27 protein-coding genes and 1 pseudogene are annotated in these 24720 nt (G+C 72.1%); 9 read left to right on the top strand and 19 right to left on the bottom strand.

Translation table 11 applies throughout. The annotated features are described in order from the left end of the window. The first annotated feature begins 10 nt into the window (after positions 1–10). The 5 genes and pseudogenes from ACQEU8_RS08385 to ACQEU8_RS08365 form a co-directional block, all read left to right on the top strand. Positions 11–1069, top strand: a complete 1059-nt coding sequence (locus ACQEU8_RS08385) for an ABC transporter substrate-binding protein (protein ID WP_433098436.1) — start codon at positions 11–13, stop codon at positions 1067–1069. Positions 1070–1071: 2 nt separating this feature from the next. Then, positions 1072–1923 (top strand): ABC transporter ATP-binding protein, encoded by an 852-nt coding sequence (locus ACQEU8_RS08380; protein WP_433098434.1) that lies wholly within the window; start codon positions 1072–1074, stop codon positions 1921–1923. After that, positions 1920–2783: an ABC transporter permease gene (locus ACQEU8_RS08375; RefSeq protein WP_433098433.1), complete on the top strand. Its 864-nt coding sequence runs from the start codon at positions 1920–1922 to the stop codon at positions 2781–2783. The genes ACQEU8_RS08380 and ACQEU8_RS08375 overlap by 4 nt, the downstream gene beginning before the upstream one ends. Before the next feature lie 27 nt (positions 2784–2810). Then, complete coding sequence (locus ACQEU8_RS08370) at positions 2811–3704, top strand: TauD/TfdA dioxygenase family protein (RefSeq protein ID WP_433098431.1); 894 nt, start codon at positions 2811–2813, stop codon at positions 3702–3704. 20 nt (positions 3705–3724) lie between these two features. Next, positions 3725–4090: pseudogene (locus ACQEU8_RS08365) on the top strand (winged helix-turn-helix domain-containing protein); the annotation flags it as partial. 126 nt (positions 4091–4216) lie between these two features. Here ACQEU8_RS08365 and ACQEU8_RS08360 read toward each other — a convergent pair. The 14 genes from ACQEU8_RS08360 to ACQEU8_RS08295 all read right to left on the bottom strand — a co-directional run bounded on the left by ACQEU8_RS08360 (position 4217) and on the right by ACQEU8_RS08295 (position 17328). Beyond that, positions 4217–5017 carry a sirohydrochlorin chelatase gene (locus ACQEU8_RS08360; protein WP_433098429.1) on the bottom strand — a complete coding sequence of 267 codons (801 nt, stop codon included), beginning with the start codon at positions 5015–5017 and terminating at the stop codon, positions 4217–4219. Further along, positions 5017–5973 (bottom strand): ABC transporter permease, encoded by a 957-nt coding sequence (locus ACQEU8_RS08355; RefSeq protein ID WP_433098427.1) that lies wholly within the window; start codon positions 5971–5973, stop codon positions 5017–5019. Before ACQEU8_RS08355 ends, ACQEU8_RS08360 begins: the two co-directional genes overlap by 1 nt. Next, entirely contained in the window at positions 5960–6715 is a 756-nt protein-coding gene (locus ACQEU8_RS08350; RefSeq protein WP_433098425.1) for an ABC transporter ATP-binding protein, read from the bottom strand. Before ACQEU8_RS08350 ends, ACQEU8_RS08355 begins: the two co-directional genes overlap by 14 nt. Before the next feature lie 31 nt (positions 6716–6746). After that, positions 6747–7853 (bottom strand): ABC transporter substrate-binding protein, encoded by a 1107-nt coding sequence (locus ACQEU8_RS08345; protein ID WP_433102231.1) that lies wholly within the window; start codon positions 7851–7853, stop codon positions 6747–6749. 185 nt (positions 7854–8038) lie between these two features. Next, positions 8039–9382, bottom strand: a complete 1344-nt coding sequence (locus tag ACQEU8_RS08340) for a sulfate adenylyltransferase subunit 1 (protein ID WP_433098423.1) — start codon at positions 9380–9382, stop codon at positions 8039–8041. Positions 9383–9384: 2 nt separating this feature from the next. Beyond that, a complete protein-coding gene (cysD, locus tag ACQEU8_RS08335; protein WP_433098421.1) occupies positions 9385–10320 on the bottom strand; it encodes a sulfate adenylyltransferase subunit CysD in 936 nt (311 codons plus the stop codon). Beyond that, positions 10317–10859, bottom strand: coding sequence for an adenylyl-sulfate kinase (cysC, locus tag ACQEU8_RS08330; RefSeq protein WP_433098419.1), 543 nt, complete (start codon positions 10857–10859; stop codon positions 10317–10319). Before cysC ends, cysD begins: the two co-directional genes overlap by 4 nt. Before the next feature lie 43 nt (positions 10860–10902). Continuing rightward, positions 10903–11619: a phosphoadenylyl-sulfate reductase gene (locus ACQEU8_RS08325; RefSeq protein ID WP_433098417.1), complete on the bottom strand. Its 717-nt coding sequence runs from the start codon at positions 11617–11619 to the stop codon at positions 10903–10905. Then, positions 11616–11816: a hypothetical protein gene (locus ACQEU8_RS08320; protein WP_433098415.1), complete on the bottom strand. Its 201-nt coding sequence runs from the start codon at positions 11814–11816 to the stop codon at positions 11616–11618. The genes ACQEU8_RS08325 and ACQEU8_RS08320 overlap by 4 nt, the downstream gene beginning before the upstream one ends. Further along, positions 11813–13507 carry a nitrite/sulfite reductase gene (locus ACQEU8_RS08315; RefSeq protein ID WP_433098413.1) on the bottom strand — a complete coding sequence of 565 codons (1695 nt, stop codon included), beginning with the start codon at positions 13505–13507 and terminating at the stop codon, positions 11813–11815. Before ACQEU8_RS08315 ends, ACQEU8_RS08320 begins: the two co-directional genes overlap by 4 nt. Before the next feature lie 228 nt (positions 13508–13735). Next, the gene (locus ACQEU8_RS08310) at positions 13736–13819 is read right to left on the bottom strand and encodes a putative leader peptide (RefSeq protein ID WP_344569275.1); all 84 of its coding nucleotides are present in this window, start codon (positions 13817–13819) and stop codon (positions 13736–13738) included. A 115-nt stretch (positions 13820–13934) separates the two neighbouring features. Beyond that, entirely contained in the window at positions 13935–14822 is an 888-nt protein-coding gene (locus ACQEU8_RS08305) for a hypothetical protein (protein WP_433098411.1), read from the bottom strand. Between the two features lie 39 nt (positions 14823–14861). Next, the gene (locus ACQEU8_RS08300) at positions 14862–15437 is read right to left on the bottom strand and encodes a GNAT family N-acetyltransferase (RefSeq protein WP_433098409.1); all 576 of its coding nucleotides are present in this window, start codon (positions 15435–15437) and stop codon (positions 14862–14864) included. A 43-nt stretch (positions 15438–15480) separates the two neighbouring features. Next, the gene (locus ACQEU8_RS08295) at positions 15481–17328 is read right to left on the bottom strand and encodes an ABC-ATPase domain-containing protein (RefSeq protein WP_433098407.1); all 1848 of its coding nucleotides are present in this window, start codon (positions 17326–17328) and stop codon (positions 15481–15483) included. Between the two features lie 318 nt (positions 17329–17646). Here ACQEU8_RS08295 and ACQEU8_RS08290 point away from each other — a divergent pair, with 318 nt between their 5' ends. Further along, positions 17647–18783 (top strand): MFS transporter, encoded by a 1137-nt coding sequence (locus ACQEU8_RS08290; protein WP_433098406.1) that lies wholly within the window; start codon positions 17647–17649, stop codon positions 18781–18783. Between the two features lie 80 nt (positions 18784–18863). On the opposite strand, the gene ACQEU8_RS08285 is transcribed toward ACQEU8_RS08290, so the two are convergent. Then, positions 18864–19394, bottom strand: coding sequence for an SRPBCC family protein (locus ACQEU8_RS08285; protein WP_433098404.1), 531 nt, complete (start codon positions 19392–19394; stop codon positions 18864–18866). 203 nt (positions 19395–19597) lie between these two features. On the opposite strand from ACQEU8_RS08285, the gene ACQEU8_RS08280 reads away from it, so the two are divergent. Next, a complete protein-coding gene (locus tag ACQEU8_RS08280; protein ID WP_433098402.1) occupies positions 19598–20032 on the top strand; it encodes a protein-tyrosine phosphatase family protein in 435 nt (144 codons plus the stop codon). Positions 20033–20237: 205 nt separating this feature from the next. Here the strand turns inward: ACQEU8_RS08280 and ACQEU8_RS08275 are convergent, their stop codons facing one another. The 3 genes from ACQEU8_RS08275 to ACQEU8_RS08265 form a co-directional block, all read right to left on the bottom strand. Next, positions 20238–21026 carry a Mut7-C RNAse domain-containing protein gene (locus ACQEU8_RS08275; RefSeq protein WP_433098400.1) on the bottom strand — a complete coding sequence of 263 codons (789 nt, stop codon included), beginning with the start codon at positions 21024–21026 and terminating at the stop codon, positions 20238–20240. A gap of 19 nt (positions 21027–21045) precedes the next feature. Beyond that, positions 21046–21348: an acylphosphatase gene (locus ACQEU8_RS08270; protein WP_433098398.1), complete on the bottom strand. Its 303-nt coding sequence runs from the start codon at positions 21346–21348 to the stop codon at positions 21046–21048. A 232-nt stretch (positions 21349–21580) separates the two neighbouring features. Then, positions 21581–22072, bottom strand: a complete 492-nt coding sequence (locus ACQEU8_RS08265) for a MarR family winged helix-turn-helix transcriptional regulator (protein WP_433098396.1) — start codon at positions 22070–22072, stop codon at positions 21581–21583. Between the two features lie 161 nt (positions 22073–22233). Here ACQEU8_RS08265 and ACQEU8_RS08260 point away from each other — a divergent pair, with 161 nt between their 5' ends. Next, positions 22234–23751 carry an MFS transporter gene (locus tag ACQEU8_RS08260; protein WP_433098394.1) on the top strand — a complete coding sequence of 506 codons (1518 nt, stop codon included), beginning with the start codon at positions 22234–22236 and terminating at the stop codon, positions 23749–23751. 45 nt (positions 23752–23796) lie between these two features. Further along, a complete protein-coding gene (locus tag ACQEU8_RS08255; RefSeq protein WP_433098392.1) occupies positions 23797–24255 on the top strand; it encodes a TIGR03618 family F420-dependent PPOX class oxidoreductase in 459 nt (152 codons plus the stop codon). A 64-nt stretch (positions 24256–24319) separates the two neighbouring features. Here the strand turns inward: ACQEU8_RS08255 and ACQEU8_RS08250 are convergent, their stop codons facing one another. Continuing rightward, on the bottom strand, positions 24320–24664 hold the full coding sequence (locus ACQEU8_RS08250) for a MerR family transcriptional regulator (RefSeq protein WP_433098390.1): 345 nt from the start codon (positions 24662–24664) through the stop codon (positions 24320–24322). Positions 24665–24720 lie beyond the last annotated feature (56 nt).

Below are 24720 nucleotides of genomic sequence, written 5' to 3'. Positions count from 1 at the left end.
GAAGGCACCCGTGCGTCCTCGTCATTTCCGCAGGCGGGAATTCCTCGCCCTCACCGGCCTGACCACACTCGCGGCCACCACCGCAGTCGGCTGCGGCCGGGCCTCCGGCAGAGAAGGGGTCCCGGCCGACACCATCCGCCACCAGGGCTGGGCCGGTACCGTCACCCCGGCCGAGCTCGCCGCAGACCTCGGCTATCTGGACGGCCTCAGCCTCAAATGGGTCGGCAACACCACCAGCGGCCCGCAGGACATCCAGGCAGCCGCCGCCGGGGACACCGACTTCGGCGGCGCCTTCAACGGCGCCGTCGTCAAGATGGCCGCGGCCAAGGCGCCGGTGAAGGCGGTCATCAGCTACTACGGCGTCGACAAGGAGCGCTTCAGCGGCTTCTACGTACGCGAGAACAGCCCCCTGCGCACCGCAAGGGACCTGATCGGCAAGCGAGTGGCGATGAACACCCTCGGCGCACACGCCGAGGCGGTGCTCGACACCTACCTCCAGCGCGAGGGGCTCAGCCCCGAGGAGGCCGACCAGGTCGAACGGATCGCCCTGCCGCCCGTCAACACCGAGCAGTCGCTGCGCCAGGGGCACATCGATGTCGCCGTCCTCGGCGACATCCTTCGCGACAAGGCCCTGGAACACGGCGGCATCCGCGCTCTCACCGACGACCACCGCCTGCTCGGCACCTTCAGCGCGGGCACCTATGTGATGGCCGAGCGCTATCTGGAGCAGCACCCGCGCGAGGCCCGCGCCTTCGTCACCGGGGTCGGACGCGCGCTGGACTGGTCGCGGCGCACCCCGCGCGAGGAGGTCGTCGACCGCATGGTGCGCGTCGTGCGGCGCCGCAACCGCAGCGAGGACACCGCACCGCTGCGCTACTGGCGCTCGTACGGGGTGGCCGATCCGACGGGCCGCATCGCGCCGGACGAACTGTCCGTGTGGGCGCGCTGGCTGGAGCGGCGCGGCGATATCAAGGCCGACCGCGTGCACCTGCCCGACGTCTACACGAACCGTTTCAACAAGGCCCACGCCGACGCCCCCAAGCCCGCCCGCGACCGCTCCGGGAGCTGACCATGACGACGACCGCGCCCGAAATACCCACGATCCGCTTCGAGAACGTCGGCAAGACCTTCCCCGTCCGCGCCGCACGCGGTGCAACGGGCAGCTTCACCGCACTCCAGGACATCACTCTGGACATCGCGCCGGGCGAGTTCAGCGTCCTCGTCGGCCCCAGCGGCTGCGGAAAGTCCACCCTCCTCGACCTGCTGGGCGGCCTCACCCGGCCCACCACGGGCCGCGTCCTGCTCGACGGGAAGCCCGTCACAGGGCCCGGCCGCGACCGGGGCACCGTCTTCCAGCAGTACGCGCTGCTGCCATGGCGTACCGCGCGCGGCAACGTCGAGTTCGGCCTGGAAGCAGCCGGGGTGCCGCGCCGCGAACGGGCCGCGCGGGCAGCCGAGTTCCTCTCCCTCGTCGGCCTGGACGGCTTCGCCGACCGGCACCCGCACGAACTGTCGGGCGGTATGCGCCAGCGCGTCGCCATCGCCCGCAGCCTCGCCTACGACCCCGACGTGCTGCTCATGGACGAGCCGTTCGGGGCGCTCGACGCGCAGACCCGGGAGTCCCTGCAGGACGAGCTGCTGCGCATCTGGCAGCGCACCGGCAAGACCGTCGTGTTCATCACCCACAGCATCGACGAGGCCGTGCTGCTCGGCCGGCGCGTCACCGTACTGACCTCCCGGCCCGGCCGGGTCAAGGAGAGCGTGCCCATCGACCTCGGTTCCCGCACCGGGGCCGACGACCCGCGCTCCAGCCCCGAGTTCGCCGGCTACCGGCACCGCGTCTGGGAACTGCTGCACGACGAGGTCAGCCGTGCGCAGGAGCTGGAGCGGGCGGAGCTGGAGTGGAAGGAGGCCGCCGCATGAGTGCCACCCTCACCACCCCAGCCGGCACCGCCCCCGACTCCGCCGCGGCACCGGCAGCACCGCCCGGCCAGCCGCCCGGGGAGCCGGTGTGGCGCCGCGCGCTGGGCCTCGGACGGGCAGCACTGACCCGTACGGCGGCGATCCTGGTGCTGCTCGCCCTGTGGGAGATCGCGCCCCGGGTGGGCCTCGCCGACCGGGTGTTCCTGCCGCCGTTCTCCGAGGTCGCCGCCGCCTGGTGGGAACTGCTGGCCGACGGACAGCTGCTGGACGACGCGCGGGCCAGCCTGGTGCGCTCGCTGACCGGGTTCGGGCTCGCCGTCGCGCTCGCCGTACCGCTGGGGCTGCTCATCGGCTGGTACAAGCCCGTCGCCGACCTCCTCGGGCCCGTGCTGGAAGTCTTCCGCAACACCGCGGCGCTCGCGCTGCTGCCCGTCTTCGTGCTGCTGCTCGGCATCGGGGAGACGTCGAAGATCTCGATCGTCCTCTACGCGTGCACCTGGCCGGTGCTGCTCAACACCATCAGCGCCGTCCGGACCGTCGACCCCACGCTGCTCAAGCTCGCCCGCAGTGTGGACCTGCCGCCCTGGCAGCTGTTCCAAAAGGTGATCCTGCCCGCCTCCGTACCCGCCGTCTTCACCGGGATCCGGCTCGCCGGCGGCGTCGCCGTCCTGGTGCTCGTCGCCGCCGAGATGGTGGGCGCCAAGGCCGGGCTCGGCTTCCTCATCAACAACTCGCAGTTCAACTTCGCCATCCCGCAGATGTACGCCGGCATCCTCACCGTCTCGGCGCTCGGCGTGGCCTTCAACCAGCTCCTCGTCGCCCTGGAGCGCCGCTTCACCTCCTGGCGCACCACTGCCTGACCCACCCCTGATGAAAGGAACACCACCATGACCAGCTTCGACATCCGTCGCGTCGGCGGCCGCATCGGCGCGGAGATCCTCGGCGTCGACCTGTCCGAGCAGCTCGACCCCCGCCTCGTCGACGAGCTCAACGACGCGCTCCTCACCCACAAGGCGCTCTTCTTCCGCGACCAGAATCTCGACGACTCCGATCAGTTGCGCTTCGCCGGGCTGTTCGGCGAGCTGACCCGCGCCCATCCAACGGTGCCGTCCGTCGAGGGGCAGCCGGACATCCTGCCCGTCGACGGCGACGAAGGCGTACGCGCCAACCACTGGCACACCGACGTCACCTTCGTCCGCACCCCGCCCAAGGCCAGCACCCTGCGCAGCCTCGTCGTACCGCCCTACGGCGGCAACACGCTGATCGCCAACACGGCCGCCGCGTACGCCGATCTGCCCCAGCCGCTGCGCGAGCTGGCCGACCGGCTGCGGGCCGTGCACACCAACGACTACGACTACGCCGAGCCTAAGAACCAGGCCGCGGCCGAGCGGCGCAAGGTGTTCACCTCGCGCCGCTGGCAGACCGAGCACCCGGTCGTCCGCGTCCACCCCGAGACCGGCGAACGTGTCCTGTTCATCGGCGGGTTCGCCCAGCGCATCGTCGGGCTGAACGCCGACGAGTCGCGCGATCTGCTCCGCATCCTCCAGGCGTATGTGACCCGCCCGGAGAACATCGTGCGGTGGACGTGGGCGCCGGGCGATCTGGTGCTGTTCGACAACCGCACCACCCAGCACTACGCCCCCGACGACTACGGCGACCTGCCCCGGCGCCTGCACCGGGTGACCGTCGCGGGTGACGTTCCCGTGGGCATCGACGGCGAGCCCAGCAGCGTCGTCGAGGGCGACGACGCCGGCCACTACACCCCGGCGGCGGTCGCCTGATGAGTACCTCGACCGACGCCCTCGCCCTCTCCGGCCACCTCCCCGACACCGCGGAGACCCCGCCGCGCGTCCTGCGGCTGCCCGTCACCGCCGGGCCAGCGGGGGAGGGGGTGCACATCGACCGCGAGCGGCGCACCGTCCATGTCGACGGTGCCGAAGTGGAGCTCACCTACCTGGAGTTCGAGCTGCTGGCCCACTTCGCGGAGCACCCGCAGCGGGTGCACACGCGGGAACGGCTCGTCGCCACAGTGTGGGGGTACGGCCACCACATCGGTGACGGGCGCACCGTGGATGTCCACGTCGCGCGGTTGCGGCGCAAGCTGGGGGCGCGACATCGCGGACGGATCGTGACGGTTCGCCGCGTCGGCTACAAGTACGTCCCCTAGGGCCGGCTGAGTTGGGGGTGCCCCCTGCGGAGGGGGTGCCCCTGTCTGCCGTCCGCAGGCTGCGGGTTGCGTTGTGGCTGGGCGCGCAGTTCCCCGCGCCCCTTCGGTGCGCCAGCCGGTGCGGCCTCAGGCCGCCGCCCGTCGGGCCGGGTCCCTCATCCAACCTCCGGCCGGGAAAGCGTACGCGGCGGCGGTGTAGCGCTCCAGCACTACGCGGGCCACCTCGGGGGCCGGGCCCAGGACCGGGGCCAGTACGTCGGCGCCGGCCTCGTGGGCTCCGGCCGCGATGCGGTCGGGGAGCCGGCCGGGGGCCAGCACGTACGGGGCGACGGCCACCCGGCGGGCACCGGCGGCGCGCAGGGCCCGTACGGCGTCCGCCGTACGGGGCGGGGCAGCGGAGGCGAACGCAGGCCGCACGGCACACCAACCGGTGGTACGCCGCCACTCCCGCGCGATATCAGCGATCACTGCGCTCGCCTCCGGGTCCGAGGAACCGGCGGCCGCCAGGACGACGCCGGTCGAGGGCGCGTCGCCGGGAGCCAGCCCGGCGCCGCGCAGCCGCCGCTGAAGTGCGGCGGTCAGCAAGGGATGCGGGCCCAGCACGTGGGCCTGCCGGACGGTCAGGTCCGGCAGCGCCGACGTCGCCTCGGCCAGCACACCCGGGATGTCGGTCTTCGCGTGGAAGGCCCGGGTGAGCAGCAGCGGGACGGCGACGACCTCGCGTGCCCCGGCCGCGCACAGCCGTTCCAGCGCCCCGTGCACCGAGGGCGCGTCGAAGTCCAGATAGCCCGCCGCCACCCGGACACCCGGCAGCAGTCGCCGTACCCGGGTGGTGAGGGCTGTGACCGTCGCGGCATGCCGGGGGTCCCTGCTGCCGTGCGCGACGAGCAGCAGGGCCGGGGCGGAATCGGGCAGTGTGCCGGGCATCAGCGCAGCAGCCCCCGGTGCCGCAGCACACGCCGCTCGACGGGCGCGAAGATGAGCAGTTCGATGCCGATGCCCACCAGCAGGATGAGCAGGATCGCTCCGAGCACCAGCGGCATGTCCTGGTAGGAGCGCCCCGTCTCCAGCAGCTGGCCCAGACCGGCGCCGAGCTCGGGGGAGGTCGCGATGAGTTCGGCCGCCATCAGGGACCGCCAGGAGAACGCCCAGCCCTGCTTGAGCCCCGCGATATAGCCCGGCAGCGCGGCGGGCAGCAGAACGTGCCGGACGCCGCTCAGCCCCGTCGCGCCGATCACCTTTCCGGCGCGCAGATGCAGCGGGTCGATCCGGTCGACGCCCGCGACCAGCCCGTTGGCGATCGAGGGGACGGCGCCGAGCAGCACCACGGCGTAGATCGTCGCGTCCGTCAGCCCGAACCAGATGATCGCCGCGGGCACCCAGGCCACCGACGGCAGCGACTGCAGCCCCGACAGGATCGGGCCGATCGCGGCCCGCACCGGCCGCACCCGCGCCACCAGCAGCCCCAGCGGCGTACCGATCAGCAGCGCAACGACAAAGCCCAGCGCACCACGCGACACGCTCTGCCAGATGATGCTGAGGATCGTGCCCTTGTACCACTCCTCGGCCAGCGCGTCCCACACCATCAGCGGGCTCGGCAGCTGGTAGTCCGGCTTCAGGTTCAGCGCGAAGGCGGCCTGCCACAGCCCGAGTACGAGGACGACGGCGATCAGCGGCGGCAGCGCCTTGCGGCGCAGCAGCACCGGGAGGGGTGTGCGGTCCGAGGTACGGGTGTCGAGCGCGTCGAGGCCCGCCTCCAGACCGGCGAGGTCGCCCGGGTCGGTCTTCCGGTCGGCGACGGCGGCTGTGGTGGTCGTGGTGGCTGTGGCGTCCTTCGCCACCAGCTCGTCCTCGGTCTTCGGCTGTGTCTCAGTGCTGGCCATGGCGGCGGATCTCCCCCCGGAGCTGTTCGGTGATCTCGACGGACAGCCCGGCCACGTCCGCGTCCTCGATCCGGCGCGGATGCGGGATGCCGACCTCCCACTCCCGGGCGATCCGCCCGGGCCTGGAGGACAGCAGCACCACGCGCTCGGCCAGGCGTACGGCCTCCCGGACGTTGTGCGTGACGAACAGGACGGCGACGTTCGTCTCCGTCCAGATGCGGGTCAGCTCCTCGTGCAGGACATCCCGGGTGATGGCGTCGAGCGCGGCGAACGGCTCGTCCATCAGCAGCAGTTGACTGTCCTGCGCCAGCGCGCGGGCCAGCGCGACCCGCTGCCGCATGCCGCCGGACAACTCGTGCACCCGCTTGCGGTACGCGCCCTTGAGCCGTACCAGCTCCAGCAGGCGCTCGGCCTCCGTCGGGCGCTCCGCCTTGGGCATGCCGCGCATCTTGAGGGCCAGCTCGATGTTCTTGCCCGCCGTCAGCCAGGGGAACAGCGCATGCTCCTGGAACATCAGCGCCGGGCGGCCACCGGGCACCTCGATGGTGCCGTCGGTGGGCGAGTCGAGACCCGCTACGAGGTTGAGCAGCGTGCTCTTGCCGCAGCCCGAGGCGCCGAGCAGGGTGACGAACTCGCCTTCGGCGACGTCGATGCTGATGTCGTCCAGCACCTGCTGCCGGCCGAACGTCTTGGAGACGTTCGCGATGCGGGCCGCGGTACGTGCTGTCGTGGTCGCGGTCACTGGTTCACCTCCTGCGAGGGTCGTGAGCGGTTCACTTCCGGCCCAGTCCGGCGTCGGACACGGCGGGGCGGCCCTCGCTCTTGAGGACCCGGTTGAGCGGGGTCAGGTCGTAGATCCCGGCGAGGCGGGGCTTCTTCAACAGCCCCACGGAGGCCGCGTGGTCGGCCTGCTTCCGCAGCGTCGAGGCCAGGGGATCGTCCGTCACCTCGATCTGGGCGAACGCCGCGTTCAGCACCTTCTGGGGCAGGGGCTTGCCCGCGTCCCGCTGGAGCGCCTCGTTGATGTGCTGCTTCGCCTGGCCGGGGTGCGACCGGATCCATGCGTTGGTCTTCACCGACCCCCGCAGCACCGCCTCGACGGCGTCGGGGTGCTTCTTGAGGAAGTCCTGCCGCACCACCAGGTTGGTGGTGACGAACTTTCCGTCCTTCCACAGCTTCTTCTCGTTCAGCAGGACCTTGCCGCCCTTGCCGGCGAGGTTGGACGCCGTCGGCTCCGGCACCCAGGCGCCGTCGATGCCGCCCTGCTGGAAGGTGGTGGGGATCTCCTTGTTGTCCTGCCGCAGCACCGAGGTGGCGCCCTTGCCGGTCTCGGGCGCGACCTTGAGGCCCTTGCCCTTGAGGTAGTGGAGCAGGGCGACGTCCTGGGTGTTGCCCAGCTGCGGAGTGGCGATGCGCTTGCCCTTGAGATCGTCGAGGGACTTGACCTTCTTCGGGTTCACGACCAGGGAGGCACCGCCCGAGGTGGCGCCCGCGACGATCCGCAGGTTCTTCCCGCCGGACTTGAGGTAGCCGTTGATGGCGGGGGAGGGGCCCACCCAGGTCATGTCCACGGCCTTGGCGTTGAGCGCTTCGATCGCGGACGGGCCCGCGTTGAAGACCTGCGTCCTGACCTTCGTACCGCCCAGCTCCTGGGGGATCTGGCCGCCCGAGCGCAGCCCGACGAGGGGGGTGGCGTGGGTGACGTTGGGGAAGTAGCCGACCTTCACCTCGTCGAGGCCGTCGACCTTCTTGCCGCCCGCCGCCTTCGGGTCGCCGCTCTCGACGGCCTTGGACCCGTAGCCGCAGCCGGCGGCGGCCAGCAGCAGCGGTACGAACACAAGGGAGCCGAGAACGGTACGGGAGCGGGCGGACGCTGGGATACGGGGCACGGAGAGGTCCTCTCGGAAGGGAAGGGGAACGCGGACGGGGACAGCGCGTACGGACGCACGCTCGTCACCGCCGGCATCGCCCCACTCCGCCCTGGCCGCTGCCGCGTGCGCCGCTGCCGATGCGGCCACCGGTCTGGTCGAAGGTCGAGAAGACCTCTCCTGGGATGCCCATGGGTCTAGAAGTCCCAGCCGTCGTCGTCGGACACCTCGGCGGTGGGCACCTCGGCACCGGCGAACGCCTCGCCTGCCATACCGGCCGTCAGGGTGCTGCCGTCGGCCGGGTCGATCAGCAGGAAGGAGCCGGTGCGCCGCGAGCTCGCGTACGGGTCGACGGGCAGCGGCTCGGCGGTGCGCAGGACGACGCGGCCGATGTCGTTGGCGGCCAGCTCGCCGGGCGCCGGGTGGTGCGAGAGGTCGGCCAGGGTCAGCCGGGAGGGGATCTCCTTGACGATGGCCTTGACGGTACGGGTGGTGTGCTTGAGCAGCACCCGGTCGCCGGGCTTGAGCGGCCGGTCGTGCAGATGGCAGACCGTCGCGGTCAGGTCCTGGCTGGGCCGTACCGAGGCGTCGGCGGGCGCGATCAGATCGCCGCGCGAGATGTCCAGGTCGTCGGCGAGCCGTACGGTGATCGACTGCGGCGCCCAGGCCACGTCCACGGACTGGCCGAGCGCGTCGATCGCCTCGACGGTGCTGGAGCGGCCGGACGGGTGGACGGTGACGCGGTCGCCCACGCGCAGCACGCCGGACGCCAACTGGCCCGCGTAACCACGGTAGTCGGGGTGTTCGGGGGTCTGCGGCCGGATGACGTACTGGACGGGGAAGCGGGCCGGGTCGTCGGTCGGGTCGTGGGTGACCGGAACCGTCTCCAGGTGTTCCAGGACGGTCGGCCCGCTGTACCAGTCCATGTGCGCGGAGGGGGTGACCACATTGTCGCCCTCCAGGGCGGAGATCGGGATGGCGGTCACCTCGGGCACGCCCAGCGAGGTGGCGTAGCCGGAGAACTCGTCCGCGATCGCGGCGAAGACGTCCTCGGCGTAGTCCACCAGGTCCATCTTGTTGACGGCCAGCACCACGTGCGGGACGCGCAGCAGCGCGGCGACGGCGGCGTGCCGGCGGGTCTGCTCGACGACGCCGTTGCGGGCGTCCACCAGGACGACGGCCAGCTCCGCCGTGGAGGCGCCGGTGACCATGTTGCGGGTGTACTGCACATGCCCCGGCGTGTCCGCCAGGATGAACCGCCGCCTGGGCGTGGCGAAGTAGCGGTATGCCACATCGATGGTGATGCCCTGCTCGCGCTCCGCGCGCAGGCCGTCGGTGAGCAGCGCCAGGTCGGGCGCCTCCTGGCCGCGTGCCTGTGAGGCCCGCGAAACGGCTTCGAGCTGGTCGGTCAGTACCGACTTGGAGTCGTGCAGCAGTCGGCCCACCAGGGTGGACTTGCCGTCGTCGACGCTTCCGGCGGTGGCGAACCGCAGCAGTGAGGTGGCCGCCAGCGCTTCGGTTGTCTCGGCTGTCGTGCTCATCTCTAGAAGTAGCCTTCCCGCTTGCGGTCTTCCATCGCGGCCTCGGAGAGCTTGTCGTCGGCCCGGGTGGCGCCGCGTTCGGTCAGCCGGGAGGCCGCGATCTCCGCGATCACCTTCTCCACGGTGTCCGCGTCCGAGTCCACGGCGCCGGTGCAGGACATGTCGCCGACGGTGCGGTAGCGCACCAGACGGGACTCCACCCGCTCACCGTCCTTGGGGCCGCCCCACTCGCCGGGGGCCAGCCACATGCCGGAGCGGGAGAAGACCTCCCGCTGGTGCGCGTAGTAGATCGAGGGGAGTTCGATCTTCTCCCGCGCGATGTACTGCCACACGTCCAGCTCGGTCCAGTTCGACAGCGGGAAGACCCGCACATGCTCGCCGGGTGCGTGCCGCCCGTTGTAGAGCTGCCACAGCTCGGGGCGCTGCCGGCGCGGGTCCCAGCCGCCGAACTCGTCCCGTAGCGAGAACACCCGCTCCTTGGCCCGCGCCTTCTCCTCGTCCCGGCGGCCGCCGCCGAACACCGCGTCGAACCGGTGCTCGTTGATGGCCTCCAGCAGCGGCAGCGTCTGCAACGGGTTGCGGGTGCCGTCGGGGCGCTCGCGGAGCGTGCCGTTGTCGATGTACTGCTGCACCGAGGCCACATACAGCCGCAGCCCGTGCTCGGCCACCGTCTCGTCCCGGTACCGCAGCACCTCGGGGAAGTTGTGCCCGGTGTCCACGTGCAGCAGCCCGAAGGGCAGCGGCGCCGGGGCGAACGCCTTCAGCGCCAGATGCAGCATCACGATGGAGTCCTTGCCGCCGGAGAAGAGGATCACCGGGCGCTCGAACTCTCCCGCGACCTCGCGGAAGATGTGCACCGCCTCCGACTCCAGCGCGTCCAGATGCGTCAGCGCGAACGGGTTGTCGGTCTCCTCCGGTGCGGTCACCGCCGTGGTCATAGCAGTCCCCTCTCCTTCAGCAAGGTGTGCAGCGCCGCGGCGGATTCGGCCACGTCACGCCCGTGGGTCTGGAGCCGCAGATCCGGGTCGGCCGGCTCCTCGTACGGGTCGTCGACACCCGTCAGTCCCGTCAGTTCGCCTGCGGCCTGCTTCGCGTACAGGCCCTTCACGTCCCGCTGCGAGCACACCTCGACCGGCGTCGCCACATGCACCTCCAGATAGGGGGTGCCCTCGGCCATGTGGCGCTTGCGGACCGCCTCGCGGCTGTCGGCGTACGGCGCGATGACCGGCACCAGCACGATCACACCGTGCGAGGCCAGCAGTTCGGAGACGAAGCCGATGCGCCGCACATTGGTGTCGCGGTCGGTACGGGAGAAACCGAGGCCGGCCGAGAGGAAGGTACGGATCTCGTCCCCGTCCAGCACCTCGGTACGGTGCCCCTCGCCGCGCAGCTGCTCGGCGAGCGCCGTGGCGATCGTCGTCTTGCCCGCGCTCGGCAGGCCGGTCAGCCATACGGTGGCGCCGCGTGCCCCGCTCATCGGTCTCCCCTACTCGTCCGTTTCGATCGATTTACCCCGGTTGTCACAGGTGTAGCCCGCACTCGGTCTTGCCGCTGCCGGCCCAGCGCCCGGCGCGTACGTCCTCACCCGCCAGTACTCGGCGGGTGCAGGGCGCGCAGCCGATGGAGGCGTAGCCGTCGGACAGCAGCGGGTTGGTCAGCACGCCGTGCTCGGAGATGTAGTCCTCCACGTCCTGCTGGGTCCAGCGGGCGATGGGGGAGACCTTGACCTTCTGCCGCTTCTCGTCCCAGCCGACCACCGGGGTGTTCGCCCGGGTCGGGGACTCCTCGCGGCGCAGCCCGGTGGCCCATGCGTCGTACTCGCGCAGCCCCTCCTCGAGCGGCTGCACCTTGCGCAGCGCGCAGCACAGATCGGGGTCGCGGTCGTGCAGCTTGGGGCCGTACTGGGCGTCCTGCTGGGCGACCGTCTGGCGGGGCGTGAGGGTGATGACCTCCACGTCCAGCACGGCCTCGACGGCGTCCCGGGTGCCGATGGTCTCCGGGAAGTGGTAGCCGGTGTCGAGGAAGACCACGCGGACGCCGGGGAAGACCCGGGAGGCCAGATGCGCGACCACGGCGTCCTCCATGGAGGAGGTGACGCAGAACCGGTGCCCGAACGTCTCGGCGGCCCAGCGCAGTACGTCGAGCGCGTCGGCCTCCTCGAAGTCCCGCCCCGCCTGCTCGGCCAGTGACCTCAGCTCTTCGGGAGAGCGCTGCTCCGTTATGTGTGCGGTGCTCATGAGGTGGGGTCCTCTCCGTCGGAGTGTGCCGCCCGCAGCCCGGAGGCCAGCAGCCCGAGGAACTTCAGCCGGAACGCCCGGTTGCAGGCGACGCACTCCCACGCCGCCCCCTGCCCCGGAGGCGTCCCTTCCTCACTGGGGCGCAGATCCTCGTCACCGCAGTACGGGCAGTAGAACGGCGCGGCACGCTCACTCACTTGAGATCACTCTCCGCGGCCCTGGCTGCCCACTGGGCGAACCGTTCGCCGTCCTCGCGCTGGGCCTGGAAGGCGCGCAGCACACGTTCGATGTAGTCGGGAAGCTCTTTGGCGGTCACCTTCAGCCCGCGTACCTTGCGGCCGAAGCCGGGCTCCATGCCCAGCGAGCCGCCCAGATGCACCTGGAAGCCCTCGACCTGGTTGCCGTCGGCGTCGGTGACCAGCTGGCCCTTGAGCCCGATGTCCGCGACCTGGATGCGGGCGCAGGAGTTGGGGCAGCCGTTGAGGTTGATGGTGACGGGCTGGTCGAAGCCGGGGAGCCTGCGCTCCAGTTCGTCGATCAGCCAGGAGCCGCGGCCCTTGGTCTCCACGATGGCCAGCTTGCAGAACTCGATGCCCGTGCACGCCATCGTCCCGCGCCGGAAGACGGAGGGCCTGGTCGTCAGATCGAGCGCCTCCAGGCCCTCGGTCAGCGACTCCACCTGGTCCTGCTCGACGTCGAGCACCAGCATCTTCTGCTCGACGGTGGTGCGTACGCGCCCCGATCCATGGGCCTCCGCCAAGTCGGCGATCTTGCTGAGCGTCGCGCCGTCGACCCGGCCCACCCGCGGCGCGAAGCCCACGTAGTAGCGGCCGTCCTTCTGCTCGTGCACACCGATGTGGTCGCGCCACTGCCGGGCCGGCTGCTGGGGCGCAGGGCCGTCGATCAGCTTCCGATGGAGGTACTCGTCCTCCAGCACCTGCCGGAACTTCTCCGGGCCCCAGTCGGCGACGAGGAACTTCAGCCGGGCGCGGGTGCGCAGCCGCCGGTAGCCGTAGTCACGGAAGATGCCGGTGACGCCCTCGTGGACGTCGGCGACCTCCTCCAGCGGCACCCAGGCGCCCAGCCGCACCCCCAGCTTCGGGTTGGTGGACAGCGCGCCGCCCACCCATACGTCGAAGCCGGGACCGTGCTCGGGGTGCTCCACGCCGACGAACGCCACGTCGTTGATCTCGTGGGCGACGTCCAGCAGCGGTGAGCCGGAGACGGCCGTCTTGAACTTGCGGGGCAGGTTGGAGTACGCGGGGTTGCCGACGACGCGGCGGTTGATCTCCTCGATGGCGGGGGTGCCGTCGATGATCTCGTCCGCCGCGATACCCGCCACCGGCGAGCCGAGGATGACCCTCGGGGTGTCGCCGCAGGCTTCGGTGGTGGACAGCCCCACGCCCTCCAGCCGCCGCCAGATCTCCGGCATGTCCTCGATGCGGATCCAGTGGAACTGCACGTTCTGCCGGTCGGTGATGTCGGCGGTGCCGCGGGCGAACTCCTGGGAGATGTCCCCGATGACCCGCAGCTGCTCGGTGGTCAGCCGGCCGCCGTCGATGCGGACGCGGAGCATGAAGTACTCGTCGTCCAGCTCCTCCGGCTCCAGCACCGCGGTCTTGCCGCCGCTGATGCCGGGCTTGCGCTGGGTGTACAGGCCCCACCAGCGCATCCGGCCGCGCAGATCGGCACCGTCGATGGACTCGAACCCGCGCTGGGCGTAGATCGTCTCAATGCGTGTCCGAACGTTGAGACCGTCGTCGTCCTTCTTGGTCTGCTCGTTGCCGTTGAGCGGCGTGAAGTGACCAGCGGCCCACTGCCCTTCGCCGCGGTGGCGTCCCGCCTTGCGGCGGGCGGGGGCTGCGGGGCGCTCGGAGGTGTCGGCCATGGCGGAGATCCTTCGGGCAGGGGGCGCGGGCACGCGTGGGACGAGTGCGGTCGGGACGCGCCGGGCGGTCCGGCCACGTGGAGCGGCTGGGGTGCCCGTACGCAGGGGTTTCGGCGCCGGTTCCGGTGGCTCGCCCGCGACGGTGAGGGCGGTGGCCGCGGCTCGGCGGGGCTGGGTCGGCGTCGGAGGACGTCAGGAGGGGGTGTCAGAACGGCGGTGCTGTGACTGTCAGCTCGCCGGACAGATGGCGCTGGACACGCGAACGAGGTCGACGTGACGTCGACTCACCAAGGCGATTCCAGCGCGAGACATGACGGAAGCGTCGCACGGGCGTCGGATGTCAGTCCACTGCCATCCATATTGCGGACAATTGTTGCTCGCATCGTGGGACGGCATGGTGGGAGGGCCCGCCGGGGAGTGAGCCAGGTCACTGCTTCCGGAGCACATGCATATCGCCGGAGTCCGGGTCGCCCCGGAACTGGTACAGCTTCGGGCGGTCCACCGTACCGAGCACCCACCACTCCTCGCTCGCCGAGCAGCCGTCGATGGAGATCCGGATCACTTGGTCGCGAGGGTCGGGGGCGCGCTCCAGGGACCAGGTGCCGCTGCCGCCGCAGACCTTCTCCTCCTCCTCGGCCGCATCCGCTTCCCCAACGATCTCGTCGCCGCGGAGGGAGAGCCCAAAAGCCAGTGCGCGGCCGTCGGGGGTCAGTCTCAGCAGGCCGCCCGCGTCGTCCGACCAGTTGCCGTAGAGGTTCCGGGAGTCCAGCCGCGGTGGGGAGTAGGGCGTGACCAGCCCGACCGCGTACACCCCGTATCCGAGCGCGAGCGTGAGACCGAAGACCAGCGCTCCCGCCCCGAAGGTGCGGCCCAGTGCCCGCCAGGCGCTCATGGTGCGCACCCGGCGGCGGGCCGCCCGGCCCGCAAGCGCCGCGCTGCCGAGCAGACAGCCGCCGACCAGAACGGCCACCACAGCGCCCGTCGTCCCCGCAATCAGCCCGCCGAGGAGGCCGAACGGCACGGCCGCGATACCGGTCGCGATCAGCAGGATCCACGGCCAGGACTCGCGGCCCACCACCTCCGCGACGGCCAGCGACGGCAGCGCGAAGCACACCGTGATCAGCAGGCACACCAGGACGAACGGCGGCAGCGCGAAGACGAGCAGCGGGCTGAGATAGAGGCCGCCCGGGTTCTCCATCGCGTACGCCACGTAGGAGTACACGGCCCACAGCACCATGAACCCGCACATCAGCGTGGCCGTGCCGACCAGCACCGAGCGCCCGTAGCCGCGCTCCTTCGGTGTGCTCCCCCGCATGCTCACTTCTCAGGCTCCGTCTTCCCCGGCTCGGTCTTCTCAGGCTCCCGGCCAGGGGCCCGGCTGCTGGACGACCGGCTCCGGCTTCGTCTCCTCGCGGTAGACGCGGAAGCCGCGCCGCTCGTAGTTGGCGCGGGCATGGGCGCCGTCCAGGGAGCAGGTGTGCAGCCACACCCGCGAGGTCGCCGGGAGGCCCGGCCGGCGGTCGGCGAGGTCCCAGGCGCGTGCGGTGCCGTAGCTGAGCAGATGGCCGCCGATGCCGCGACCGCGGAAGGCGGGGAGCAGCCCGAAGTAGCTGATCTCCACCTCGCCCGGCTTGCTCGCACCGTCGAGTTCGATGAACCCGGCGGGCGTGCCCCGCTCGTACGCCACCCATGTCTCGATGCCCGGACGCTCCAGGAAGCGCTGCCACTGGTCGTACGTCCACGGCAGCCGGTCCACCCAGGTGTTGTCGGCGCCGACCGAGGCGTACAGGAACCGGCTGAACTCCGGGCTGGGCACCTCGGCCCGCTCGACGCCGACCCCGGCCCCGTCAGCGGGCTGCCGCGCGGGCACCAGCTCTGTGGCCGAGGTCTGCTCCAGATACCAGGTGGTGACGTCCACGGTCGCGCTCATGGGGACAGCCAATCACGGCGCTCACACGCCCGGTGGGGCCCCCTCAGCGGAGCATCCGCAGCCCTCTGACCCGGTTGATCGCCGCGGCGGTCTCGAAGCGACGGGGCACGGCGAAATCCTCGTCCCGAATGCTGAGAAGCGGGCCCGTGGCGCCGTCCGCCAGCAGCTCGTCCAACTGATCCAGCGCTTCCGCCAACGTGCGCTGCCCGTCCAGCAGTCCGCGCCGCACCATCAGCTCGAGCGCCAGGCCGATACCGGTGACCTGGCGCGGGTCGGCGATCTGCTCGACGGCGCGCAGGTCCACCTCGTGGTCGCCGAAGGAGAGCACGTCCTCGCCCCGCGCCCGGATCCGGGGGCGCCCGCGCACCTCGGCGTCCAGCGACGAGGGGTCGGGCACCCGCGCCACGACACCGGGGAACGACTCCGCCTCGGCATGCCGCCCGGTGGGCACCGCCGCGATCTCGTGCGCCCGTGCGGTCACATCGGAGGGGCGGTAGGCGTCCATCATCACGACGCGGTCCGCGACCTCGAGATAGTCCCCGGAGCCGCCCATCACCAGCACCGTCGAGACACCGTGGTCGCGGTGGAGCGAGCGGATGGTGTCCACCAGCGGCGTCAGCGGCTCACGGTCCTTGGCGACCAGCGACTGCATCCGCGCGTCCCGGATCATCAGGTTCGTCGCCGCGGTGTCCTCGTCGATCAGCAGCACCCGCGCGCCCGCCTCCACGGCCTCGCACAGCGACGCGGCCTGCGAGGTGGACCCGGAGGCGTTCTGCGTCGAGAAGTCGGAGGTGTCCGAACCGTCCGGCAGATGGTCGACGAACGCGTGCACATCCACCCGCTCGACACGGCGGCCGTCCTCGGCCCGCAGCTTCACCGTCTCGCTCCGTGAGACGACCAACTCGCGCCCGTCGCCCGGCACATGGTCCCAGATGCCGGTCTCCAGCGCCCGCAGCAGCGTCGACTTGCCGTGGAAGCCCCCGCCGACCACCAGGTTCACGCCCTCCGGCACCCCCATGCCGGTCACCGCGCCCGCGTGCGGCAACTCGACCGTCACCCGCAGCTCCTGCGGCGAGGTGAACGGCACCACGCCGCCGCCCGTGGCCGGCCGGTCGTCCACCCCGCTGCGGCGCGGCAGCACCGCGCCGTCGGCGACGAACCCCACCAGGCCGAGCCCGTCCAGCGCGTCCCGCAGCGCCACCGAGTCCTCGACCGTCTCCACGAACTGCCGGACGGCGTCCGCGTCCAACGCGCCGTAGCACAGCGCCCGTTCGACCACCCGCGGCAGCACCTGGCACAACAGCCGCTCCGCCTCCCGCCCGTCGATCCGCCGCCCGTGCCCCGGCAGCGCGGCACCCAGCCGCAGCGTCACCGAGCCGTCCTCGCCGCTGACGGTGCACGAACTGCGCTCCAGCACCTCCTGGCCGCCCGCGTCCACCCGCAGCGCCTTCTCGCCGCGCACGGCACGCGCGGCCTGCCGCGCCAGGTAGGAGGAGAGCGCGCGCCGCCGGGTGGCGGTCCGCCACAACTCGGGCGGCAGCGCGGCGAGCCGCCCCGGCACATGGAGGGCGACCCGGGCGGGTGGCGCGTACGGGTCCGACTGTCCGCGCACCAGCTCCAGCAGCTCCCCGCCGGGCATCTCCCAGCGCCCGACCAGGCTCTTGTACCGCCCGTACTGCGCGCCCTCCAACGACCGCAGCTCGGCTGCCAGTCCGGTGCGGGGAGCGCGCGGCCGGTGCTCGTCGTACGCCGAGCGGCCGGGGTGCTCGCGCGGCGGGCCGCCGTGTCCGCGCGGCCGGTGCCCGCCGCGCGGACCGCCGTAACCACCGCGTCCGTAGGGCCGCCCACCGCCGCGCCGCTGTCCGCCGGCTCCTGAGGACTGCTCCCGCACGCCGCTCGCCTGCCTTCCTGTTGTCGTTCCGGTGTTGCGCGGAAACCGACGATACGGGGCTGATCCGGCCGCCCCGAAACGCCGCCCCCCGGTTCCGGCCGCCGTGGCACGGGCCGGGAACGCGTCCGGGAGCCGCCCGGACAGCGGGTCCCCAGATGGGGTCAAATTCCAGCACACAACGCCTTCTTGTGGAAAACGCCCATATTCTCTCCTTCCGTAGGTTCGTCGCGGTGGCCGGACCTCCGCGGGCCCGGCCGTCGCCCGGCAGCCGGACCGCGCCCGGCAGAGCACCGGTGCGACCGCGAGAGAGGGGGCACCATGTCCGCGCTGCGCTGGGCCGCCGCCCTCGGCAACGCCGACTGGCATCTCGCAGCGCCGCTGCTGGCGGCGCTCGCCACGGCCTGGCACACGGACATCGGCACCGTCACCACAGGGCTCGCCGCCTACTCCCTCGGCCAGGGGCTCGCCCTGCCGGTGTGGGGATGGCTGGCCGACCGGTACGGACCCGGCCGCACCCTGCGCACCGGACTGCTCGTGGCAGCGGCCGCGTCCGTCGGCTCGGCCCTGTGCCCGGGCCCGGCATGGTGGATCGCGCTGCGCACCGCCGCCGGCGCGGGCTTCGCCACCGTCACCCCCTCGGTCTCCCTGTACTACGAGTCGCTGAACCCCGCGCAGGCCAGACAGCGCGCGTTCGCCACCCTCACCACCGTGACGGCGGCGAGCGCGATTGCCTCCCCCGTCCTCGCCGACACCGTGCTGCGCTGCGGTTCCTGGCGGCCCGCGTTCGCCGTCATCGCCGTACTGACCGCGGTCACGGTCTGCCGGATCCACGCGGCCACCCGGCCACGGACCGCCCCCGCCGAGCGGGCCAGGACATACGAGAAGTGCCCGGAAGCGGCGACCGGGCGCTCCTCCCTCGCCTACGGGACCGTGCTCGGCCTCGGCGCCGCCGAAGGCGCGGTCATGCTGGGGCTGCCGGCGCTGCTGGCCCCCGCACTGGCCACCGCGGGCGGACAGGCGTCGACCTCCGCCGTGCTGGTCGCCTACGCCGCAGGCGTGCTCGGCAGCACGCTGGTGCTGCGCCGGCACGCACGGGTGTGGGGCCCCGGGCGGCTGCTCGCCATCGGCGGTTCGATGGGTGTGGCGGGCGCGCTGCTCGCCGCGCTCGTGCCCGGCACAGCCGTGCTGATGCTGTGCGCCGTACTGCTGGGCACGGGCTGGAGCTACCTCCACACCACCTTGCAGACCTGGCTTCCCCGGCTGCTGCCCGCCCCGGCCCGGGCCCGCGCCGCCTCGCTCTTCTCGGCCTCCGCCATACTGGCCAGCTCCGCGACGGTGGCGCTGACCACCTCCCTCCTCCAGGACGGCCGGCACGCCACGGTCTTCGCCACCGGCGGAGCCCTGTGCGCCGCACTCACCTGCTGGACCGTGCTCGTGGCCCGCCGCTGGACGTGAGCCCGCGCCGGCCCACGTACGTCCGCCGACGCAGGCCCGCCCACGCACGCCAGCCCATGTACGCCCGCTCCCGGACGCGCTCAGCCCGGGTCGCCGCCTTCCGGCAGCGGTGCCCCGGTGGGCATCCCGGCGGCGACATACGCGTCGTAGCGGGCCCGCCAGTCGGTGGCCGTGGCGTCGTGCGGGCCGGAGGGGGTGCCGCCGGAGAGGAGCTTCGCCAGCTCGTCGAGGCACACGTCCCAGCCCGCCGCGTTGCGGGCGGCCGCCGTTCGGTCCTCCAGCACGTCCGTGAGGGCGAGCAGGCAGCCCTCGCCGCGCCGGCCGAGCTCGAACAGCAGCTCGTCGTCGCCCCAGGTGTAACCGAGCCGGCGCGGCGGGTCGTACTCCAGGACCGTGCCCGAGGAGTCCTCCGCGTACGGGTCGCCCGCGAAGTCGACGCGCCCGCCCACCATCGGCTCGATGTGCACGGTGGGCGAGGGGAACCAGGCCGCCATCCGGTCCGGCTCCGTCAGCGCCCGCCACACCTCCTCCGGGCTCACGGCGAACGGGCGCTCCAGCCGTACCGCGGGCAGTCCGTCCCGCTCCACGAAGATTCCCAGCTCCATGTCCATGTCCCGTCATGCCCTTCGCCTGGGCGGCTGTACTGGTCGCCTGGGCGGCAGTACTGGTCGTCTGGGCGGCTGTACTGGCGGCCGTCCAGGCGAGTCTCCCGCCGCGCCTCGGCACCCGCCGCCGGGGCGGGTCCGTACGGGGGAGCCCGGCCGGATCTCCGGAACCGCCCGTGCCCCGCCGACGCGCGGGCTAGGCTCCGCGCGTGAACGACACCTGGGAATCGGATGCGCCGGGGGTGCTGCGCCTGCCGTCCGGCCGACTCGTCCGCGGCCGCGGGCTGCGCCATGCCCTGCCGGCCGGCCCCGAACCGCAGTTCGGCCTCTATCTGCTGGGCCGCCGGCCGTCCCCGGTCGACTGGGAGTCCCGCTGGCTGCGCTGGCCCGACTTCCGGCTGCCCAGCGACCGCGCCGAGGCCCGCCAGGCACTGCACCAGGTGTGGGAACGCGCCGTCGCCGAGCGGGTGGAGGTCGCCTGCGGCGGTGGCCAGGGCCGTACGGGTACGGCCCTGGCCTGCCTCGCAGTCCTCGACGGAGTCCCGCCCGACGAGGCCGTCGACTACGTCCGTACGCATTATTCGCGGCGCGCGGTGGAGACGCCGTGGCAGCGCCGGTACGTATTGCGTTTCCGCCAGCGGTAGGGGGTGCCCCTGCCTGTCGCTTGCGGGCTGCGGGTTGCGTTGTGGTTGCGCGCGCAGTTCCCCGCGCCCCTTCGGGGCGCGCCCCCCCTGCTGCGCTTGGGCAGTCTGCTCCCCCAGACTCCGTCCGGGAGGTGCCCCCAGGGCGCAGGGTGGGCAAGCGCAGCACCCCATGCCGGGTACGCGGAAATGAGGGTGCCGGACATGGCTAGGGCGCCGCGTCATCGCCCTCCGCGGCACGCCGAGCCGCATCAACGCGTGCCGTAAGCCCCGCATGGTGGGCGCCGGGCCAATACAGGCGCCCACAAACGGTGCAGCGGGTGAACGTGTCATACGTGCGGCGGGTGCCGGGCGGCAACTGGTCGGCGATCTCTTCCTTGGCGACGGCCACCAACGTCCCGTTGCACGCCGGGCAGCGCGTCCAGGGGGCCAGCGGCGGGTCGAACCGGGCCAGCACATCGGTGATTTGGTCGTCGGGGCGACTGCCCCGTACATAGGCGCCCAGCCACAGGGTCCGCCTGCGCAGCAGGCCACGGTCCTGGGTCAGCAGAATGCGCCGCTCCTCGTTGGCCTGCCGCACCAGCTCCGGGTCGTGGGCGTCGTTGCGGTAGGCGGTGTCCACACCGAGCAGCCTCAACCGCCGGGCCAGCGCGCCCAGATGGACGTCGAGCACGAACCGCAGCGGCGAGGGCGCATCCGGCGGCAGCGGCTGCGGACGAGGCACCGGGGTCAGCGCGATACGGGCACCGTCCGGCGGGCGGTAGGAGTCGGGGACAGCCGTGCCGTCGGCCCGCAGCCCGGCCACTTCCGTCAGCGGCACCCCCAGTGACTGCACGACATGGCCGAGCGAGGACGTCCCGTCGTACGGGCAGGGCACCCCCTCCGGGTCCTCGGCGGCCCTGCGGCGCAGCCGTGCGGGGAGGAAGAAGCGCAGCTCGTCCGGCACCCGCACGCGCAGTTCGGGGTCCGCCGTCGCCCGCTCCTCAGGTCCGCTCACCGCCGGTGCTCCGCTTCCGTCACCCGCCCTCGCCCGGTGACATGGCGGTCGTGCGCACCTCGAACGATGAGTGCCCCTGCGGCTCCTGCTCGGTCACCTGCACGTTGTCGACGACCGCTGCCGGAGGCCCTTCGTGTGCCCACTCCACCAGCGCGTCGACGGCATCCGCCTCGCCCTCGAAGAGCGCCTCCACGCTGCCGTCGGGCAGATTGCGCACCCATCCGTGCACGCCGTGCGCAACGGCTGTCCGGCGGCAGGTGTCCCGGAAGAAGACCCCCTGCACCTGTCCCGTCACGATCACGCGCTTGGACGTCGCAGCCATCGGTTCCCCTCAGCCGTCCCGTGGTCGGTCCCTCGGCCCCGTTCCTGGTCGCGTTCCATGGTCGCGCGAACGCCGTCGTACGGCACCCTCGGCCCGCGGAATCCCCGGCTCGACGCGGATCGGATCGCCGGCCCGGATCGGGTTGCCTGGCCGGATCGGATCCCCGGCTCGGTCCGGATTGGGTCGCCTGCCCGGATCGGATCCCCGGGTCGGCCCCTCCGCCGCGCTCGGGTCACCGGCTGCGCTGTCGGGCCCGGCGGGCCGGGGCGGGGGTGGGGGAGGGGCTGCTGAGGTGGCCGGTCGCCAGGTGGTCGAGGAGCCGCAGGAAGGTCTCCCGGTCGCCGTCCGGCAGCGCGCCGAGCGCCCGTTCGTGCACCTCGTCCACGATCCGCCGGCTGCGCTCCGCCGTCCGCGCGCCCTCCTCGGTGACCGCGATGATCCGTGCCCGGCGGTCGGTGCTGGAGGGGCGGCGCTCGGCGAGCCCGGCCTTCTCCAGGGCGTCGACGGTGACCACCATCGTGGTCTTGTCCATGTCGCCGATCTCGGCGAGTTCGCTCTGGGTGCACTCCCGTTCCAGCGCGTGCACCAGTACGCAGTGCATACGTGCCGTCAGCCCGATCTCGGCGAGCGCTGCGGCCATCTGGGTGCGCAGCACATGGCTGGTGTGGTCCAGCAGGTAGGAGAGGTCCGGCTGGGTGCGGGCCGGCGGATTCATGGCGGTCATGGGCTCAGCTTACCGAGAAACTGGTTCCGAACGGTATCGTCTTCAAGAGTATCGTCTGCAACGAAACTATCTGCTACGGTCTCGCTATCCCTGCTGGAGCTGCTGGAGGGGGCGTCGCCCCATCCGCTCCGCCACATCGCCGTGCGCCCAGAGAGGCCGACATGCCCGTCATTTCCGCAAGGCCCGCAACCTCAGCGAAGCCCGCACCCGCCGTCCGACGTCCCCGCGGCCTCGCCCTCGGCGTCATCGCCGCCGGAACGCTGATGATCGTCCTCGACGGATCCATCGTCACCGTGGCGATGCCGGCCATTCAGCGCGACCTCAACTTCAGCTCCGCGCAGCTGAGTTGGATCGTCAACGCCTATCTCATCGCCTTCGGGAGCCTGCTGCTGCTCGCCGGCCGGCTCGGTGACCTGGTCGGCCGCAAGACGATGTTCCTTGCCGGTACCGGTGTCTTCACCGCCGCCTCGCTGCTGGCCGGGCTCGCCACCACCCCCGCCGTGCTGATCGCCGCGCGCTTCCTGCAAGGCGTCGGCAGCGCCATGGCGGCGGCCGTGGGGCTCGGCATCCTCGTCACGCTGTACCCCGGACGCCGGGAGAGAGCCCGCGCCATAGCCGTGTTCAGTTTCACCGGCGCCGCCGGTGCCTCCATCGGCCAGGTCCTCGGCGGAGTTCTGACCGACCTGCTCACCTGGCACTGGATCTTCTTCATCAACCTGCCCATCGGTGCCGCCGTCATCGCCCTCGCCCTGCCGGCGTTGCCGTCCGACAACGGGCTCGGGCTGCGTGCCGGGGCCGACGCCTGGGGCGCGCTGCTGATCACCGTGGGCCTGATGGCGGGCATCTACGGCGTGATCAACACCACCACACACGGGTGGAGTTCACCGCACACCCTCCTCCCCACGCTCCTCGGCGCCGCCCTCATCGCCGGATTCTTCGTCCGCCAGTCCCGGGCCCGTACGCCGCTGATGCCGCTGCGGATCCTGCGCGTGCGTACGGTCGCGGTGGCGAACATCGTCCAGATGCTGATGGTGGCGGCGCTGTACTCCTTCCAGGTGCTGGTCGCCCTCTACCTCCAGGGTGTGCTCGGCTACAGCGCCGCGCGCACCGGCATCGCGATGCTGCCGGCCGCCCTCGTCATCGGCCTGGTGTCGCTCGGCGTCTCGGCGCGGCTGATCGCGCGGTACGGGGAACGAGCCGTGCTGCTGACCGGACTTGGCCTGCTGATCGGAGTGCTCGGCCTGCTCGTCCGGCTGCCCGAGCGCGCGCACTACGCCACCGACCTGCTGCCCGTGATGCTGCTCGCGGCAGGCTTCGGTCTCGCACTCCCGGCCCTCACCGCGCTGGGCATGTCCGGCGCGGACGAACGGGACGCGGGGCTGGCCTCAGGGCTGTTCAACACCACGCAGCAGATCGGGATGGCTCTCGGCGTGGCCACGCTGTCCACCCTGGCAGCCGCCCGCACCCGCGCGCTGACCGCCTCGGGCAGCCCCCGCACCGCGGCCCTGACCGGCGGCTACCAGGTGGCCTTCGCCGCCGGAACCGGACTGCTCGTCGTGGCGCTCGCCGTCGCGTTCCTGGCGCTCCGCAAGCCGGGCACCACGGCGGAGACGGCCACCGCACAGGCCAACGCACCGGCAACCGCACCGTCCACCGCCGCGAAGCAGCCCGTCGGCTGACTCCCGTACCTCCGCACCGTCCATCACCCCAGAAGGGAACCCCCTATGTCCGGCCCGGCTCCGCGCCCGCTCACCGAGAACGAACTCCACCGACTCCTCGCCGAGCAGCAGTTCGGGGTGCTGGCGAGCGTCCGCAAGAGCGGTCACCCGCACCTGACCACGGTTCTGTACCGATGGGACGAGACAGCACGCGTTCTGCGGATCTCCTCGACACGGGACCGCCTCAAACCCCGCCACCTCCGCGCCGACCCGCACGCGGCCCTGCATGTGAGCCCGGATGTGTGGACCTTCGCCGTCGCCGAGGGCGAAGCGGAGGTCTCCGAACCCACCACCGTCCCCGGCGACGCGGTCGGCCGGGAACTCGCCACCATGGCCGGCGGATTCGCCTCCGCGAAGGACGAGGAGGCGTTCCTGGCCGAGGCGGTGGCGGAACAGCGCGTCGTCATCCGCCTCCAGGTGTCCCGGCTGTACGGCACGTCGCTCGACATCGGTGAGGCCGGCTGACCGCGCACCAGGGCCCTTCGGCGTGCGGCTCGGGAACCCGTCCCGGCCACACGCCGAAGTCGGCTCAGGACGGTTTCAGGAGATCGGCGAGCGAGCCCCGGCTGCGCTGGAGGGCGTCGATCCGCTCGTCCATCGAGGCCAGCTCCCCGTTCAGGATGGCGTGCAGTTCCTCGCACCAGTGGATGACCGGCTGCTCGCCCCGGGCGCACGGCAGCACCGTACGGATCACCTCCGTGGACAGGCCGGCCCGCAGCAGGGCACGGATCTGCGCCACGGTGACCAGCGCGTCCTCGCCGTAGTCGCGGTAACCATTCGGTCCGCGCCCTGCCGCCAGCAGCCCCTGTGCCTCGTAGTAGCGCAGCATCCGGGAACTGACCCCCGTACGCCGGGACAACTCCCCGATCAGCATGTGCCCTGCCCCTGTCCGTGTCGACGTTGTTGACCTTCGCATCGGTGTCAGGGCTT

The organism is Streptomyces sp. CA-250714 (genome assembly GCF_050936705.1).
Classification (GTDB): domain Bacteria; phylum Actinomycetota; class Actinomycetes; order Streptomycetales; family Streptomycetaceae; genus Streptomyces.
This window is presented reverse-complemented; position numbering and strand designations above follow the sequence as displayed.